Raw genomic sequence first — 17,675 nt, 5'->3', positions numbered from 1 at the left:
TTGCCGCATTGATAATGAAATATTTACTCTCGATGCGCAAAGTTTACTACATTTATAATCCGCGGACACAGACTTACGACCGAATTTATCCTACCGTCCGGCAACGGGCGTTGAGCATATTGCGCCGGTTGTTTTTCGGTATGGGGTTGGGAGCCGGCAGCTTTATCGTACTGTTGCTGATTTTCGGTTCGCCGTCCGAGAAGGAACTGCGGAAAGAAAACAGCCGGCTTCAGGCGCAGTATAACGTCCTTTCGCGGAGAATGGACGAGGCTATGGGAGTATTGCAGGATGTGCAGCAACGCGATGATAATCTGTATCGCGTAATATTCCAGGCCGACCCTATTCCCTCGGCTATCCGTAAGGCAGGATACGGCGGTACAAACCGTTACGAACATCTGATGGATATGGCCAATTCCGATTTGGTGGTGAATACTACGCAGAAAATGGATATGCTCACGAAGCAGCTTTATATCCAGTCCCGTTCGTTCGATGATGTGGTGGAGATGTGCAAGAACCATGATGAGATGCTGCGTTGCATCCCTGCCATTCAGCCCATTTCCAATAAGGATTTGCGCAAGACCGCTTCCGGTTATGGAACGCGCATCGACCCTATTTACGGAACTACCCGTTTTCATGCCGGCATGGACTTTTCGGCCCATCCGGGAACGGATGTATATGCAACCGGTGACGGCACTGTTGTTAAAATGGGATGGGAAACCGGTTATGGAAATCTTATCATCGTGGATCATGGCTTCGGTTACCAGACGTGGTATGCCCACTTGCAGGGATTCCGTACCAAACTCGGCAAACGGGTGGTGCGGGGCGAGGTTATCGGTGCGGTTGGAAGTACCGGCAAAAGTACAGGACCTCACCTGCACTACGAAGTGCATGTGAAAGGGCAGGTCGTAAATCCCGTGAATTATTACTTTATGGATTTAAGTGCCGAAGACTACGACTGTATGATACAGATTGCGGCAAATCATGGAAAAATGATGGATTAGCGGATTATGAATGTTTAACTGACAGGCTGTTATGCTGAATACCGATAAAGAACTGAAACTATATTACTCCATCAGCGAGGTTGCCAGAATGTTCGATGTCAACGAATCGCTGCTGCGTTTTTGGGAGAAGGAGTTTCCGCAGCTCAGACCGAAGAAGGGAGGGAGGGGGATACGCCAATACCGTAAGGAAGATATTGAAACGGTGAAGTTGATTTATCATCTGGTCAAGGAGCGCGGCATGACGCTGCCCGGCGCACGCCAGCGCATGAAAGACAATAAGGAAGCCACTCTCCGGAATTTTGAAATCGTAGAGCGGCTGAAAAGTATCCGTGAAGAACTTATCGGTATGAAAGAATCCCTTGATGCCTTTACTTATGAGGATGTAGAGGCATTGAAAGAGAATCTTATGAAGGAACAGCCCGGATAGGGGTTATCCTTCTATTCTTGTCACCTGTTTGATGTTCTGTATCTGTTTCAGGTTGTCGCAGATACTGCGTACGTCGTCCACATCGTGTACGTAAAGTTGTATCTTACCTTCAAAAATACCGTCGGTGGTTTCAATTGTCAGCTTGCGGATATTGACATTCAGCTGGCGCGAGATGACCTGCGTTACTTCGTTCAGCAATCCCATACTGTCGATACCTTTCAGATAAATCGTCACGAGGAATGACAGCTCCTTGTGGGTGTCCCATTCGGTGGCGATGATACGGTTGCCATAGCTGCTCTTGAGGCGTGCGGCTACCGGACATTGGCGTTTGTGTATGATTATCCGGTTCTGCTCGTCTATATATCCCAATACATCGTCGCCAGGGATGGGGTGGCAGCAGTCGGCCATGATATAATTCTTCTGGATGGTCTCTTCCGTCAGTTTCAATATCTGCTTGGTATTGATTTTTTCTTGCGGAACTTTCTCTTCGGACTGCTCCTTCGTGTCTTTGTTGTCTTTATTGCCGAACGAGAAAGTCAGGAACTTTTTCCAGTTGGTGCTTTGTTTTTCCTTGAAGGCGTTCCGGTCTGCGTCGCCCAATACGAGTTTCTTGCTGCCCACGGCAACGAACAGCTCGTCGCGGGTATGGAAATTGTGCAGGCGAGTGAGCTTGTCTATTGCGGAGTCATCCATGCGTATATCCTCGTTCCTGAGAAAGTCTGCAAGGATTGCCTCGCCCTCTTTCTGATGCGCTTTCGCTTCTTTGCGCAGGATGGATGCGATTTTGGCACGGGCACGGGCGGTAGTGGCATAAGCTTCCCATTCCGGTTGCACGCGTTGCGATTTGGATGTAAGAACCTCTACCTGGTCGCCGCTCTGCAACTTATGGCTGAGGGGAACAAGCTTATGGTTTACTTTGGCGCCGATGCAATGGCTGCCGATGTCGGTGTGCAGGGAGAAGGCAAAGTCCAGTGCTGTGGAGTTCTGCGGCATGGTCTTGATTTCGCCTTTCGGAGTAAACACAAAGATTTCCGAAGCAAACAGGTTCAGCTTGATTGTATCCAGAAAATCAATAGCATCCGGTTGGGGGTCATCGAGTATCTCCTTGATGGTACGCAACCATTTGTCCAGCTCGCCCTCATCCTCGCTGCCGCCGCCTTCCTTATACTTCCAATGTGCGGCGAATCCCTGTTCGGCAACGTCGTTCATACGTTCACTGCGAATCTGGACTTCGATCCATTGTCCGTTATTGCCCATGAGGGTGACGTGCAGGGCCTGATAGCCGTTGGCTTTCGGGTGGCTCACCCAGTCGCGCAGGCGGTCGGGATGCGGTTTGTATATTTTGGATATGGATACGTATATGTTGAAGCAGTCATTCAGCTCTTCTTCCATGTTACGGGGCTCGAAGATGATACGTACGGCAAGCAGGTCGTAGATTTCCTCGAACGGCACATGCTTTGTCTGCATCTTGTTCCAAATGGAATAGATGGATTTGATGCGGGCAAGGATACGGTATTTCAATCCCATTTTATCCAGTTGGGCACGTATCGGAGCGGTGAACTCTTTGAAAACCTTGTCGCGTTCTACGGCTGTCGCTTCAAGTTTCTTTTCTATCTCGCGGTATTCTTCCGGATGCTCGTAACGGAAGCTCAGGTTTTCCAGTTCCGTCTTTATCTTGTACAGCCCCAGCCGGTTGGCAAGCGGTGCATAGATATACAATGTTTCACCGGCTATCTTGAACTGCTTGTTGGGCAGCATGGAACCGAGTGTGCGCATATTGTGCAGCCGGTCGGCTATCTTTATGAGGATAACGCGGATGTCGTCGGACATGGTAAGCAGCAGTTTCTTGAAGTTCTCTGCCTGCGCCGAGGCGCGGTCGCCGAAGATGCCGCCCGAAATTTTGGTCAGTCCGTCAACGATTTGGGCGATTTTGGGGCCGAAGATGTTTTCGATATCCTCGACGGTGTAATCGGTGTCTTCCACCACATCGTGCAGCAGGGCGGCGCAGATGGAAGTAGACCCCAGCCCTATCTCATTGCACACAATCTTCGCTACGGCGATGGGGTGCATGATATACGGTTCGCCCGAGCGGCGTTTGATTCCCTTATGTGCCTGATTGGCAAAATTGAATGCCTTGGTTATTATTTCGACACGCTTGCGGTGTTTGGTTGCCAAGTAATCGTTCAACAGTTCCTGGAATGCCTGTTCAATCATTGCTTCTTCGGCTCTCTCTTTCTCCTTCTGGCTTACGCTCTCTTCCATATACTGTTTCTCCTTTCTTCTTCACTTTTTGCAAAAATAAGCAATTTTCAACACCGGACAAGCATTTATGTTTTTATTTGTAAATCTTCAGCCTCTTTCCCGCATTGATTCTGGTGCTTCTCAATCCGTTCCAGCTTTTTATCTGGTTGACGGTGACGCCATATTTGCGGGCGATGGTCGACAGGGTTTCCCCATTGCGTATTCTGTGGTAGGTGACGTCGCCCTGTGAAGAACTTTTCCCTTTGCTGCTACGTGCTGTGCTGCGGGTATTGGCCACGGAAACAGTTCTGCGGTTTTTAAACAGTTCCGCACTGCGGTGGGCGTAAATCGTGTCTTGGCTGTCGATGAAAGTGCTGATGTAGTTTATAGGCAGACGGAGTGTCTGAGGCTTGCTGTCTCCCGGAATGATATTCTTCTTGTACTGGGGATTCAGGCTTTTGACCTCATCCATTCCGATGCCGCAAACATCCGTGATTTGTTCGAAATGCAGGTTGCGGTTCACCTGTATGGTATCTGTGGCGTCCGGAATATTGGTTTCCATCGGGCAGATATTGTGCTTGCAGTAGTACGTCATTACGTAGTTGGCGGCTATAAAAGCGGGTACGTATCCGCGTGTTTCTTTGGGCAGATAGTTGTATATTTCCCAATAATCCGTTTTGCCGCCTGCGCGCCGGATGGCTTTGTTGATGGTGCCGGGGCCGCAGTTGTAGGCGGCGATTACCAGGTTCCAGTCCTGGTAGATGGCATACATATCTTTCAGGTAGCGTGCGGCGGCCCAGGTAGCCTTAATCGGGTCGCGGCGTTCGTCCACAAGGCTGTTGCTTTCCAGGCCGTATATCTTGCCGGTGTTCAGCATGAACTGCCACAGGCCGGAGGCTCCGGCGCGGGATACGGCCGAGGGATTAAGCGCAGACTCGATAATCGGCAGATATTTCAGTTCCAGCGGCAGCCCGTAAGTGTCGAGCGCCTCTTCGAAAATGGGCATGTAGAAGTTGCAGGCACTCAGCATGAAAGCCACCTGGTTGCGGAGGCGTCCGGTATACATGTCGATGAATTTGCGTACAATCTCGTTGTAGGGCATCTCCATAATGGTCGGCATGCGCGAGAGCCGGTCGATGTATACGGAATCGCTGAATTGGGGATTGACGGTAGAGGTGCTGCAATCCTTTCCTAAATCTATGTAGTTCTTGGCTTTCCAGTCGCTGAGCAGGCTGTCTACAGGGTAGGTCATACTCTTGGGCAGGTCGATGACTTCCCGCCGTTCCGTTCCGTTTTCGCGGATAATGACGTCTACGCTTTCTTGGGCGTATGCTTGCGGAGTTGCCAGCAGTATGCTGAACAGAAGTGAGGAACCCGCGATTATTCTTTTCATATATGTAGGTTTATTTGTCATGGATAAATCTGTTTATTTGTTTTTAAAATCGGAAACTGCACTGCAACCCCACGGAGCGGTTGGAGGAGTTGTTTATCCGGTTGTCGATGACAGCCGGCTCCACTTTCATGCTGAGGTCGGGGGTGATGTCGAAATTGGACAGTTCGGCATCCACATAGGCATCGATGACGGACAGCAGGTATACTCCGATGAAGGCGAAGATACTTAAATCGCGGTATCTGCGATAGGTGTCCTTGCGCTTGCGCAACAGCTCTTTCAACTGGGTTTCGGAAATTTTGTATCCGGGCGGCAGCAGGTCGGTGATGCTGCTGGACTGCATATTGCCGTTCATCGCGTCTTTATATGCGGTGGAGTAGTCCTTGTACATTTTGCTGTTCCACGTCAAGGCATAGGCACATCCGGCAAAGCCGCCGTAGAATATGGGCAATTTCCAGTATTTCCGGTTGTAGATTTGTCCGCCGCCGGGAATTACGAGCGCCAGCCAGGTGGCTTTTGTAGGGTTGGGAACCCATATTTTCTGATCGATTTCTTTTTTGAGGCTGTCTGCCGGCACTTCCGATTCTTTCAGGACGGGAGCGGAAGTCATTTCCAGCAGCTTTTTCTTGTTCTCGGCGGCAATGCTGTCGGCAGTGGCAATGCTGTCTGCCGGGGCAACGGCCTGGAGAGGCGGCACTTCTTCCATAGTCCGGTTCAGGCTGTCGGCCTGCATCCGCGCTGCTTGCCGTACGGCGGCAAGAGAGTCTGCCTGCAGCCTGTGTATCCTCTTTGCGGCGGCACGCGGGCGGCTCTGACCATACATAGCAATCCCTGCCGTCTGCATCAGGCAAAGCAGCAGGGCGATACTGATTTGATATATTCTTCTCTTCTTTGTCATTTATTTTTTCAGCGTATCGAGAATACCGATGATACGTTCCAGTTCTTCTTCGTTACTGAACGGGATACTGATTTTTCCTTTGCCTTTTTCGGAGCAGGTCAACTGTACTTTGGTGCTGAAGAAACTGGAAAGCTGCTGCTTCAGCATATTGAACTCTTCGGGCAGTTTGGCGCGCTTGGGGGCTATCTTGCGGCCGCCGCTTTTCACGGCTTCTCCTTCGCTCAGGGATTTCACGATTTCCTCTACTTTGCGTACGGAATAACCTTGTTCGAGTATCTCTTCAAAAATCTTCACTTGCAGTTTGGGGTCTCCCAGCGTTACCAGTGCACGGGCGTGCCCCATGTCTATCTGCTTGTTTTGCAATCCCATCTGGATGGGAGCCGGCAGTTTCAGCAGGCGCAGGTAGTTGGCAATGGTGGTACGCTTCTTGCCTATGCGTTCGCTGAGGCGTTCCTGCGTCAGTCCGTATTGTTCCAGCAGGTGCTGGTAGGCAAGCGCTATTTCCACGGAGTTCAGGTCCTCGCGCTGTATGTTTTCGATGAGCGCCATTTCCATGACATTCTCGTCGTCGGCCGTGCGGATATAGGCGGGGATGCTCGTCAGCCCTGCCATTTGCGAGGCGCGGAAGCGGCGTTCACCGGCAATAATCTGGTATTCATCATCGGACAGCTTACGCAGGGTGATAGGCTGGATGATACCAATCTCTGCAATAGAATCGGCAAGCTCCTGCAACGCTGTCTGGTCGAACTCGCGGCGGGGCTGATTGGGGTTGACGGCAATCTTCGACAATTCTATTTCATTGATAGAGGAAGAGCCTTCGGTCTGCACCTCATCCATGGAGAGCAGGGCGTCCAGCCCACGTCCTAATGCATTTCTTTTCTGTACCATCTATTCTTTTCTGTTTTACGATTTACTGTTTACTATGTTTGCCATGCGGACGGTTAGTCCTCGTTGTGGCTGATTAACTCTTTTGCCAGTGCGATGTGGTTTTTGGCTCCGGTGGAGTCCGCATCGTACAGGATTGTGGGGAGTCCGTAGCTGGGGGCTTCGCTCAGTTTTACATTGCGCTGGATGACGGTGTTGAACACCAGTTCCTGGAAGTGGCGTTTCACCTCGTCGTATATCTGGTTGGCCTGGCGCAGCCGCGAGTCATACATGGTCAGCAGGAATCCCTCGATTTCGAGTGCGGGGTTCAGCTTGGACTTGATGATTTTGATGGTGTTCAGCAATTTGCTGATGCCTTCCAGTGCAAAGTATTCGGCCTGTACGGGAATGATAACCGAGTCGGCGGCCGTGAGCGCGTTGATTGTAATCAATCCTAACGACGGTGAACAGTCTATCAGGATATAATCAAACTCTTCCCGTAGCGGGGCGAGCACCTCTTTCAGTATCTTTTCCCGGTTTTTAAGATTGAGCATTTCTATTTCGGCGCCTACCAGGTTGATGTGGGAGGAAATAACTTTCAATGTATCAATCTCCGTGTCGTGGATAGCGTCGCGCACATCGGCGCGGTCTATAATACATTCATAGATAGTACATTCTGCCTGCTTGATGTCTACGCCCAGCCCTGACGAGGCATTTGCCTGCGGGTCTGCGTCTACGACAAGCACTTTCTTTTCAAGTGTGGCGAGAGAAGCTGCGAGGTTTATGGTTGTTGTTGTTTTTCCTACACCACCTTTTTGATTTGCCAAAGCAATTATTTTTCCCATAATTTCAATGTTTATTGGCAGCGAAATAAGTGATAATTCCGTATAGCACCTACTAAAAAAGAGAAAGATTGCAAAAACGGTTGATAAGTCACCCTTTTTGTTAATAACTCCCGGATGCCTTTACCGTTCCGTTGCCTGAAGACGTGTGTCTCAGGCACTCTTTTTCCTGATTAGTGGGGCAAATATACGTATTTATCTTGAAAAGAAACAGCTTTTTTGTCTCACTTGCAGAAGATTAAGATTTCTAAAGCAATGAGATGGCGGGCGGCGGGATGTTCCGGTGATAAGCTGCCGCGGCTGCCGTGTCCGGGGAAATGCGTGCCGTTTCTCCGGAGTTTACAATAGTTTGTCCGAATTAAACTCGGAGTTTATTCCTATTAAACTTCGGGTTCATTAGGATTAAACCTGAAGTTTAATGGGGATAAACTTATGTTAAAGCAGTGCCGATGCAAACTCCCATGCGAAGTATCCGCACAACACGCATTTCAGTACCGTACCGAAGAGGAAGCCGAACAGGGAGCCCAGTCCCGACTTCAGAGCCTGCCGGGTTTCCCTGCCGCCGAAAAGTTCGCCGATAAAAGCCCCTAAAAACGGACCGAGGACAATGCCCCAGGGCATGAAGAACAGCCCGATGAGGGTTCCGGCAAGGCATCCGCGTGTTCCCCAGCGCGTTCCGCCGCTGTATTTGCTGCCCAGCATGGGGACGAAATAATCGAGCACCTGTACGATGACGACAATCAGCAGCCACAGCAACAGTTGGGTGGCAGAGTACTGCACCTTGTCGGTGAAGTGCAGCAGCAACAAACCGGCATAGGCCACGGGCGGACCGGGAATTACGGGCAGGAAACAGCCTGCCAGTCCTGTTATCAGGCAGAGGATACCCATCAGAATGAGAAAGACGTCTAACATATCTTTTTGTGTATTGGTGGTTAATATGTGGTTCTCTTTTGCTAAATTTGTAGCAAAATTAAAAAGAAATATGGAAAATCAGAGACCTTTGATATTGATTTCCAATGACGACGGTATCATTGCGAAAGGAATCAGCGAGTTGATAAAGTTTCTCCGCCCGCTGGGGGAGATTGTGGTAATGGCGCCGGATGCGCCGCGTTCGGGTAATGCGTGTGCGCTTACCGTGACAGAACCGATTCATTATCAGTTGCTTCGCAAGGATGTAGGGCTGACGGTCTATAAGTGTTCCGGTACGCCCGCCGATTGCGTCAAGCTGGCATTCCATACGGTGCTCGACCGCAAACCCGACCTTGTGGTGGGAGGCATTAATCACGGCGATAACTCCTCGGTCAATGTGCATTATTCCGGAACAATGGGGGTGGTTATCGAAGGCTGCCTGAAAGGTGTTCCCTCTATCGGCTTTTCACTGTGCAACCACGCGCCGGACGCCGATTTTGAGCCGGCGGGAGAGTATATCCGCGAGATTGCCCGCAAGGTCCTGGAAAAAGGCTTGCCGCCGTTGACCTGCCTCAATGTCAACTTCCCCGATACTAAAGAGTTGAAAGGGGTGAAAATCTGCGAACAGGCAAAAGGACAGTGGACCAACGAGTGGGAGAACTTCGCCCACAGAGGCGATGCGCACTACTATTGGCTGACCGGAGAGTTTGAGGAGTCGGAAAAGGAGAATGAAAAGAGCGACCATTGGGCGCTTGCCAACGGTTATGTAGCGGTGACTCCGACCACAGTGGATGTAACCGCCTATGGCCTGATGGACGAATTGAAAACCTGGTTCTGACGGATTGCACAGGATATTGAAACATAGGCGCTTATGAAGTATTATCTGATTGTGGGCGAGGCCTCGGGCGACCTGCATGCATCGCACCTGATGACTGCCTTGAAGGCGGAAGACCCGCAGGCCGAGTTCCGCTTCTTCGGCGGTGACCTGATGGCGGCTGTGGGCGGAACGTTGGTGAAGCATTATAAGGAACTGGCGTATATGGGCTTCATTCCCGTCTTGTTGCACCTGCGTACCATCTTTGCCAATATGAAGCGTTGCAAGGAAGACATTGCAGCCTGGCAGCCGGATGTTCTTATTTTGGTGGATTATCCGGGGTTCAACCTGAATATCGCCAAGTTTGTCCATGCCCGTACGCAAATACCGGTGTTCTATTATATTTCTCCCAAGATATGGGCCTGGAAAGAGCACCGTATCCGGAATATCAAACGGGATGTGGACGAACTCTTCTCCATTCTTCCGTTCGAGGTGGAGTTCTTCGAGGGCAAGCACCATTATCCCATACATTATGTAGGCAATCCGACGGTGGATGAAGTCACTGCCTTCCAAGCCGCTTATTCGGAAACTGCGGATGAGTTCAAACGGGCCAACGGCCTTTCGCCGAAGCCTGTCATTGCCTTGCTGGCTGGCAGCCGCAAGCAGGAGATTAAGGATAATTTGCCGGATATGATTCGGGCGGCCGCTTCATTTCCGGAGTATCAGTTGGTGCTGGCGGGAGCGCCGGGTATCTCTCCGGAGTATTATAAGGAATATGTCGGCAATGCGGACGTGAAGATAATCTTTAACCGTACTTATCCTTTACTCCGGCATGCGGAAGCGGCATTGGTTACTTCGGGCACGGCAACGCTGGAAACGGCATTGTTCCGGGTTCCGCAGGCGGTGTGCTACCATACGCCGATAGGGAAGGTTATCGCTTTCCTGAAACGGCATATACTGAAAGTCAGGTACATTTCTCTGGTAAACCTGATTGCCGACCGTGAGGTGGTGAAGGAACTGGTGGCCGATACCATGACGGTGGAGCAGATACGTGCGGAGCTTCAACGTATCTTATGCGATGAGGCGTACCGCCGGCAGATGCTCGATGGTTACGAATATATGGCATCCCGCCTGGGCGAGGCGGGAGCACCTGTGCATGCAGCCCGTGAAATGGTGGCTTTGCTTAAGAAACGTTTTAAAAAGTAGGACGATATTTAATTTCTTGTTAAAAGGAATAAAGCCGGTGCAGTAAATGCCCGGCTTTTGTATTTTCTATACAGAAAGAAATAAACAAAAGAACTTTGATTATGAGAAAGCTACATTGGTTATTTATGGCAGTTTGTCTGGCTGTGATGCCGGTACTGCATTCCTGTGATGACGATGAAGGGTATTCGATCGGTGATTTCACTCCGCCGCTGTGGGCTACGGTGCGTGTTACCGGCAATGCTTTTTATTTGGACTGTGATGTGTGGGGAACGCTCTGGCCTGTGAATACAGACTTGTGGTGGTACGAGCCGGTTGACGGAAAGCGTGTGATTACCATGTTCAATCCTTTGTCCGATGAGTTTGACGGTTACGACCATGCTGTGAAGATCCTGAGTTTGCAGGATGTGTTGACGAAAGAGGTCGAGACGCTGACTCCCGAGACCGAGGAAGAGTTCGGCAATGACCCTGTCCTGATATTTGAAGGCGATATAAGCATCAGCGGGGGATATATGAATATCATATTTATGCAGAATCTGCCTTCCGGCACTAAACATCGTATCAGCCTGGTACGTCCGCAAGATGATGTGGAGTTGTATGGAGAAGACGGTTATATACATTTGGCTCTCCGCTATAACGACTATGACGATTTGACGGGGTTGCGCAAGCCCGGTGCGGTGTCCTATAATCTGAACAGTCTCAACGTGACCTCTGAAACCAAAGGTATCAAGCTGAAAATTAATTCGGAAAAGAATGGCGAGGTGGAACTGACGTTCGACCTGGTGGTTACCGGTGATAATACGAAGAATATACGGGACCTTGATTTGTCGGAGATGCAATTGAAATAAGTGTTTCCTTATACCGTATATATAGGCCAAAGGGCATAGAGGCTACAGTATCTTTCCTCTATGCCCTTTGGCCTATATTCGTTTAAGATTTCCGTCAAATCATTGTCATTACATACAGGTAGACTACCGCTGCGGGAATCGCCATGAGAGCGCTGTCGAACCGGTCGAGCATTCCGCCGTGTCCCGGAAGAATGTTGCCGGAATCCTTGATGCCCAGTTGACGCTTCATCAGCGATTCGGTGAGGTCGCCCCAAGTGCCGAAAATCACTACGGTAACTGCCAGTCCTGCCCATTGCCATGTAGACATGAATGGGAAGAAATGGGCAAATACAAAGGATGAGGCGATGGAGAAAACCGCGCCGCCTATGCTGCCTTCCCATGATTTCTTAGGCGAAATGCGCTCGAACAGGCGATGTTTTCCTATCAGAGAGCCCACACAGTAAGCACCCGTATCGCTCAGCCAGATGAATACGAATATGGAAAGCGGCAGGATGGGGTTATAGGTTACGCTGCTCGTTTCAGGTGAATTCTGGAAAGCGAGTACATTCAGCAATGCGAAAGGCAAGGCTACATATAGCTGGCTCAGCATTGCATACGCCCAGTTGCCGATGGGGTTCTCCTTTTTCAGGTATAACTCCGTAATCATCAAATAGAGCAATAAGCCCAGATAGGGAAGGAATACGCGCGCATCGATGGCGGATGTGCAGAATCCCATGAGTGCAAGGAACAGATAGGCTCCGCCTAAAGCGGTAATCGTCTTGTTGATGCTGACTCCGCCGTTCCTGTTTACCAGATGGGCAAACTCGTGTACGCTCAATGCGCCGATGATAGTGAATAGAATCCCGAATGAGAGGGGGCTGTAAAGGATACAGCCCACCAGTATAACTACAAATAATGCACCTGTAACAGCACGTTGTATGAAATTATTTTTCAAGGTGTTTTCGTTTTAATTGTTCGAGCCGGTGTTATGGCTTTCTTCTTCTTTTACCTCTTTTTCCGCTTCCTTTGCCTTGGCAGCCTCTTTTTCTTCGGCTTCTTTCAGCTCTCTGGAAGTTTTGCTTGCGCTGATAATCTCTTCGGAACGGGAAGCCCACGGACGCTTGCCGAAGATTTCTTCCACATCTTCTGCAAAGATTACTTCCTTGTCTATCAACAGTTGGGCCAGCTTGTTGTGCCCTTCTTTATTGTCGGATAGTATCTTCTTGGCACGTTCGTACTGTTCGTTTACCATACGCTTCACCTCTTCGTCTATCAGTTCGGCGGTCTTCTCGCTGTACGGACGGTTGAACGAGTATTCGTCGTTATTGTAATAACAGAGATTCGGCAGTTTGTCGCTCATGCCCAAATAGGCAATCATGCCGTATGCCTGCTTGGTTACACGCTCAAGGTCGTTCATGGCGCCGGTAGAGATTCTTCCGATGAACAGATCTTCTGCGGCGCGTCCGCCCAAAGTGGCGCACATCTCGTCCAGCATCTGTTCCTTTGTGGTAATCTGGCGTTCTTCGGGCAGGTACCAGGCTGCTCCCAAAGCACGTCCGCGTGGAACGATGGTTACCTTAATCAGCGGGTTGGCATATTCCAACAGCCAGGAGATGCTGGCGTGTCCGGCCTCGTGTATGGCAATGGAACGGCGTTCTTCTTCGGTTGTGATTTTGGTTTTCTTCTCCAGACCGCCTACGATACGGTCTACCGCATCCAGGAAGTCCTGTTTCTCTACAAATTTCTTTCCATGACGGGCGGCAATCAGGGCGGCTTCGTTGCAGACATTGGCGATGTCGGCGCCGGAGAATCCCGGAGTCTGGCGTGCCAGTAACTCTACATCCACCGTATTGTCTATCTTGATGGGGCGCAGGTGTACGCCGAATACTTCTTTACGTTCATTCAGGTCGGGCAAGTCGACGTGTATCTGGCGGTCGAAACGTCCGGCGCGCAGCAGTGCCTTGTCCAATACATCCACACGGTTGGTTGCGGCAAGGATGATGACACCGCTGTTGGAACCGAATCCGTCCATTTCCGTCAGCAGTTGGTTCAAGGTGTTTTCGCGTTCATCGTTACCGCCCATGGCGGCAGCTTTTCCACGGGCGCGTCCCACGGCATCGATTTCATCGATGAATACGATGCAAGGCGCTTTCTCTTTGGCTTGGCGGAACAGGTCGCGGACGCGGGAAGCACCTACGCCGACAAACATTTCCACAAAGTCGGAACCGGCCAGTGAGAAGAACGGTACGTTGGCTTCTCCTGCCACAGCCTTTGCAAGCAGGGTCTTACCCGTTCCCGGAGGGCCTACGAGCAATGCACCCTTGGGTATCTTACCACCCAGATCTGTATACTTCTGGGGTTGTTTCAGGAATTCTACGATTTCCTCTACTTCCTGCTTGGCCTCTGCAAGTCCGGCAACGTCCTTGAAAGTAACCTTTACCGGAGAGTTCTTTTCAAACAGTTGGGCTTTGGATTTGCCGACACTGAAGATGCCGCTGCCGCCACCCATGCCGCCACCGCTGCTCCAACGGCGGGACAGGAATATCCAGAAGCCGATAAGAAATGCAAACGGCAATATCTGCCAGAGGATTGCACCGAAGTAATTGTGTTTCTTTTCGTAGCTGATAGAACCGTCGAAACGTGTCTCGTCCTTTTCTTTCTGCAGGAAGTCGCCCAAGCTTTCGCGTGAGGGAGCTTCTGTTGTAATCAGGGGATTCTTGCCCACACGGCTTGAATCTGCTTTGAATACATTGGGCACATATTGCGGCTTGACGTATGCCTCTACGGAGTTGTCGTCATAACCGGTCACTTTGCTTATATAGCCGTTGCGCACATACTCCTGAAATTCATCATAAGGGATGTTTTTACTGGCCGAACCGCTTTCATTGGTGAGGTACAGTCCCAGCAACATCATGGCTATAATCATATACAACCAGTTCAAGTTGAACTTGGGCATATTGGTTTTTGTGGGCTTTTTATTGGTGTTATTGTCCATAAGTCTAAATTAATCGAGATCGGGGATTTGGGTTAGTTTGGCATCTGCCCATAAGTGTTCCAAGTTATAGAATTCACGCGCTTCCGGCTGGAAAACGTGAACCAGTACATCAGAGTAGTCCATGGCTACCCACTCGGCATTGCGCAGACCGTCTATCGCAAAAGGTTTGCTGTTCGCTCCTTTGCGGGTGAAGTCTTTAACGGACTCCACTATGGCGCTTACTTGGCTTGGGGAGTTTCCTTGACAGATGACAAAATAATTACATATTGTGTCGTCTATCCGGGTAAGGTCTGCTATGACGATTTTTTTTCCTTTTTTATCTTGAATACCTTCTGTTATTTGTTGAATTAATTTTTTAGCTTCGTTCATTACACATTATTAATATTAAACAGGCGACAAATATACGTTGATTTATCATATCAAACACGCAAAAGGGGAAAAGTCTTTCATTTTTTGTTTTTTTTTAGGTATATAATTCTTTGTGTCATGGTATCTTATCAGATTTTAATGAAAAAAATAGCGAAAAATGTTTTGGATTAAAGAAAAGTTTGTATCTTTGCACCGCAAAACAGAAATGAAATGCTCAATTGGGCTATGGTGTAATGGTAACACTACAGATTCTGGTCCTGTCATTCCTGGTTCGAATCCAGGTAGCCCAACACAACACACCGATAAAAACCCACTAAAATCGCAAGTTTTAGTGGGTTTTTTATTGCTTTTCGACCATGTGCAAATTTTTCATAATCGGTATTCGGGTTCAGTTTGAAAACTCGGTGGTCGAATCGGTGGTTGTGTCAAAACAAGAATATCAGCGAGTTCGTTTTGACACAACCACTTTTTATATGCTTATTATTATAAGATTATCACATCTACTCCCGGCTTTAGCTTTTCTTGATTTTGCGGATCGGCAATCTGCATATCCGTCACCTTACCTTTGCTTTTCTTTATTTGTACAACACAGGGCTTCAGGGCTTTTACCTTTATTTCTTCATTGTCGAAAGTGCCGGGCTTGAAGAATACGATTTGCAGAATTCCCGATTTCCGATTATTGACGGCTTGTATTTCCGTATCATTCCGTTCTATTTTCAGATGACGGCAGGAGTATGTTTTCATTTTTTCCGGATGGTTGATTCCCGGTACAACGATATATGCGTAAGATGCGTTTCGGGGAGATTGTCCGTGATTAATGACCAGATTGAATATCGGCATGCTGATTTCCGTAGCAGGATAATTGAAATTGATTTTTGCCCAGTTGCCTTTTTGTCTGTCCATCTTTAGCTTTATATTGTTTCCCTGAGGGAAGAGATAGGCGATGCTGTCATGCCAGATCCATTGCGGAGCCTGCTCAAAAGCAAATTCTCCTTGGGTTGCTTGCTGGAGCGCTTTTCCCGTATTTATCCATACATTTCCATCCAGATGGCATTGATTGACAGTGGTAACGATGTCTGTCGGAACATTTGAACCGATTTCACTGCCTAAGCAAACCACTTCGTTGTCGAACATAAACCATGATTTTTGAGCTTTTACACCATAGTCATCCATCTTGAAAGTCATTACACCGTATTTCCCATCGGACACTCCCCCTGTGAATGTGCAGGTTCCTTTGCTTCCCCAGTCAACGGGATTGCGTTTTTCGCCTGCAGGCAAGGTGGTTCCCGGTATTCTGTCCCACTCCCAGACGGGGAAGATGTCGGCATACTCATTGCCGTTGACGCGAATGTTGGTGGCGCCGTCACTCATATAGGTCCCGTATAGATTTTCACCGTTACCGCTTTCGGTCTTGTTGGTGCGTGTTGAAGAGGTGCGCACGGAAAAGTCGTAATTTTGTCGGTTGTGTAGCATATAGTCTGAGCAATGATACATTGTATTCTTGTCCGAACGCTGATACGATGCTTCCTGGGTGAGGAAACGGCGGGCAATGTCTGCATATTCGCCGGCATGTTTGGCATCAAGGGCCTGCAGGTTTCTGAACAGGGCTGCGCAATCCCCGTAATCCAATGTTCCTTTGCGGCTGACACCTCTGCCTGTTACACTGAAGTCCAGATACCTGCTTCGGAATACATTGAAGTAGGTGTTGCGGATAAAGTTGGAAAACAAGGTGAGTTTCTCCGGATTCATGGCATATTTTGTTCCGTTGAGGATATTGCCCATGCGGACTATGTTGTCAACGAACACTGTTCCGTATCCGCCGATGTAAAGTTGCGGCCCGTGCTGGTGATAAGACAAGTCTTCCTGTATGCCTTCGTTTGCAACGATTTGTACGGGATAGAATATTTCATCGGCATTGACGCGTACAATACTGTCATTCTTCAACAGGCAGCCTCTTATTAAATGATGAATGGCAATGTCCATTTTATTGGCGCCGGTCCATTTGCGTGGGTCGCTGCGTTCGCCCATTACTTTTAAAATAGGCATACGGATTTCGGACGGAAGTTTCCTTTGTCCCGCATCCATCAGAGCAAGGAGCGAGGCTTGTGTTTGCGGAACGGAAATCTGGTTATACCACCAGTTGAAACAGGTAGGGTCTTGTTTCACCCAATACTGCAGGGCATCTCTGATTGCATTGTATAATACCTCGTTACCGTAATAACGTGATTGTTTGTCGGTATATGAGGCGGCTATTGTAACCAAACGTTTCAGGTGTTCTACCGGTTCCCAGTTGGTACGGAAAAAGCAGGCATAATCGAGGTCGCTCCATTTACCTTCCGGAAGCATGGAGCGCAGTAATTTTTCCGTTGCGCGGTCTGTTTGCTGTGTGGTGGTTTTGGCATACAATTCTTCGCGTATCCGTTCAAGTATCTGCTCATATTCATCTTGCGGAATATAGGTTGGGCTTTGGCTTCGCTTTCCGTTGGCGGGATTATAGCGGGCGGAATAGGAAGGGGTCTCACGTTTTATCTTTCCCGCCATTTCCAGGGTAACTACTCCTTTGGCAGCTCTGTTAGTATATATTTCGGCTACGAGGTTGATGTCGTTTTCTGTTCTGCCTTGCGGGTGGTAGACCAACCGTATTATGCCTTCCTTACCGGGTTGATAGGCTTTTTCAGTCCATTCGGACGAGGTGCATCCGCAGCCGGTAATGATGTTTTTGATAGTGAGAGGTTTGTCGCCGGTGTTTACGAACCGGAAGTCATGGCTGACATTCCCGTCTTGTTCCCGGACGGTTCCCCAATTGAATTTGGTTTCTGAGAATGTGATTTCTTGTGCCGGTAGCAGACTGTTTACAGTCAGCAGCACGATTCCTAAAGTCAGAATTCTTTTCAT

General features: G+C 49.2%; 15 protein-coding genes and 1 tRNA gene. 6 read left to right on the top strand and 10 right to left on the bottom strand.

Annotated elements, in window-relative coordinates:
• The first annotated feature begins 32 nt into the window (after nt 1–32).
• Both NQ565_RS00595 and NQ565_RS00590 read left to right on the top strand, forming a co-directional pair.
• On the top strand, nt 33–1,001 hold the full coding sequence (locus NQ565_RS00595; RefSeq protein ID WP_040316222.1) for a M23 family metallopeptidase: 969 nt from the start codon (nt 33–35) through the stop codon (nt 999–1,001).
• A 31-nt stretch (nt 1,002–1,032) separates the two neighbouring features.
• Nucleotides 1,033–1,428: a MerR family transcriptional regulator gene (locus NQ565_RS00590; RefSeq protein WP_005657564.1), complete on the top strand. Its 396-nt coding sequence runs from the start codon at nt 1,033–1,035 to the stop codon at nt 1,426–1,428.
• 3 nt (nt 1,429–1,431) lie between these two features.
• On the opposite strand, the gene NQ565_RS00585 is transcribed toward NQ565_RS00590, so the two are convergent.
• The 6 genes from NQ565_RS00585 to NQ565_RS00560 form a co-directional block, all read right to left on the bottom strand.
• Complete coding sequence (locus NQ565_RS00585) at nt 1,432–3,690, bottom strand: RelA/SpoT family protein (RefSeq protein WP_005657561.1); 2,259 nt, start codon at nt 3,688–3,690, stop codon at nt 1,432–1,434.
• A 73-nt stretch (nt 3,691–3,763) separates the two neighbouring features.
• Complete coding sequence (locus NQ565_RS00580) at nt 3,764–5,083, bottom strand: lytic transglycosylase domain-containing protein (protein ID WP_005657559.1); 1,320 nt, start codon at nt 5,081–5,083, stop codon at nt 3,764–3,766.
• A 22-nt stretch (nt 5,084–5,105) separates the two neighbouring features.
• The gene (locus NQ565_RS00575) at nt 5,106–5,957 is read right to left on the bottom strand and encodes a DUF5683 domain-containing protein (RefSeq protein ID WP_005657557.1); all 852 of its coding nucleotides are present in this window, start codon (nt 5,955–5,957) and stop codon (nt 5,106–5,108) included.
• Nucleotides 5,958–6,845, bottom strand: a complete 888-nt coding sequence (locus NQ565_RS00570; protein WP_005657556.1) for a ParB/RepB/Spo0J family partition protein — start codon at nt 6,843–6,845, stop codon at nt 5,958–5,960. It lies immediately after the preceding gene.
• Nucleotides 6,846–6,898: 53 nt separating this feature from the next.
• Entirely contained in the window at nt 6,899–7,666 is a 768-nt protein-coding gene (locus tag NQ565_RS00565) for a ParA family protein (protein ID WP_005657554.1), read from the bottom strand.
• A 432-nt stretch (nt 7,667–8,098) separates the two neighbouring features.
• Nucleotides 8,099–8,575 carry a DUF456 domain-containing protein gene (locus NQ565_RS00560; RefSeq protein ID WP_005657552.1) on the bottom strand — a complete coding sequence of 159 codons (477 nt, stop codon included), beginning with the start codon at nt 8,573–8,575 and terminating at the stop codon, nt 8,099–8,101.
• Between the two features lie 70 nt (nt 8,576–8,645).
• Here NQ565_RS00560 and surE point away from each other — a divergent pair, with 70 nt between their 5' ends.
• From surE to NQ565_RS00545, 3 genes are all read left to right on the top strand, one after another.
• Nucleotides 8,646–9,410: a 5'/3'-nucleotidase SurE gene (gene surE / locus NQ565_RS00555; protein ID WP_022103891.1), complete on the top strand. Its 765-nt coding sequence runs from the start codon at nt 8,646–8,648 to the stop codon at nt 9,408–9,410.
• A 33-nt stretch (nt 9,411–9,443) separates the two neighbouring features.
• A complete protein-coding gene (lpxB, locus tag NQ565_RS00550; RefSeq protein WP_005657548.1) occupies nt 9,444–10,592 on the top strand; it encodes a lipid-A-disaccharide synthase in 1,149 nt (382 codons plus the stop codon).
• A gap of 101 nt (nt 10,593–10,693) precedes the next feature.
• Nucleotides 10,694–11,437 carry a NigD1/NigD2 family lipoprotein gene (locus NQ565_RS00545; RefSeq protein WP_005657544.1) on the top strand — a complete coding sequence of 248 codons (744 nt, stop codon included), beginning with the start codon at nt 10,694–10,696 and terminating at the stop codon, nt 11,435–11,437.
• Between the two features lie 94 nt (nt 11,438–11,531).
• Here NQ565_RS00545 and NQ565_RS00540 read toward each other — a convergent pair whose 3' ends face one another.
• The 3 genes from NQ565_RS00540 to rsfS are packed head-to-tail and all read right to left on the bottom strand — an operon-like array spanning nt 11,532 to nt 14,780.
• Entirely contained in the window at nt 11,532–12,371 is an 840-nt protein-coding gene (locus NQ565_RS00540; RefSeq protein ID WP_005657542.1) for a phosphatidate cytidylyltransferase, read from the bottom strand.
• Between the two features lie 12 nt (nt 12,372–12,383).
• Nucleotides 12,384–14,411 (bottom strand): ATP-dependent zinc metalloprotease FtsH, encoded by a 2,028-nt coding sequence (ftsH, locus tag NQ565_RS00535; RefSeq protein ID WP_005657540.1) that lies wholly within the window; start codon nt 14,409–14,411, stop codon nt 12,384–12,386.
• 9 nt (nt 14,412–14,420) lie between these two features.
• Nucleotides 14,421–14,780, bottom strand: a complete 360-nt coding sequence (gene rsfS, locus NQ565_RS00530; RefSeq protein ID WP_005657538.1) for a ribosome silencing factor — start codon at nt 14,778–14,780, stop codon at nt 14,421–14,423.
• 219 nt (nt 14,781–14,999) lie between these two features.
• On the opposite strand from rsfS, the gene NQ565_RS00525 reads away from it, so the two are divergent.
• Nucleotides 15,000–15,070, top strand: a tRNA-Gln gene (locus tag NQ565_RS00525).
• Nucleotides 15,071–15,263: 193 nt separating this feature from the next.
• Here NQ565_RS00525 and NQ565_RS00520 read toward each other — a convergent pair.
• Nucleotides 15,264–17,675: a polysaccharide lyase family 8 super-sandwich domain-containing protein gene (locus NQ565_RS00520; protein WP_005657536.1), complete on the bottom strand. Its 2,412-nt coding sequence runs from the start codon at nt 17,673–17,675 to the stop codon at nt 15,264–15,266.

Origin of the sequence: Bacteroides stercoris ATCC 43183, from assembly GCF_025147325.1 — a bacterium.
GTDB classification, from domain to species: Bacteria; Bacteroidota; Bacteroidia; order Bacteroidales; family Bacteroidaceae; genus Bacteroides; species Bacteroides stercoris.
The sequence above is the reverse complement of the archived record's forward strand: the minus strand, read 5'-3'. Positions and strand labels throughout refer to the sequence as shown.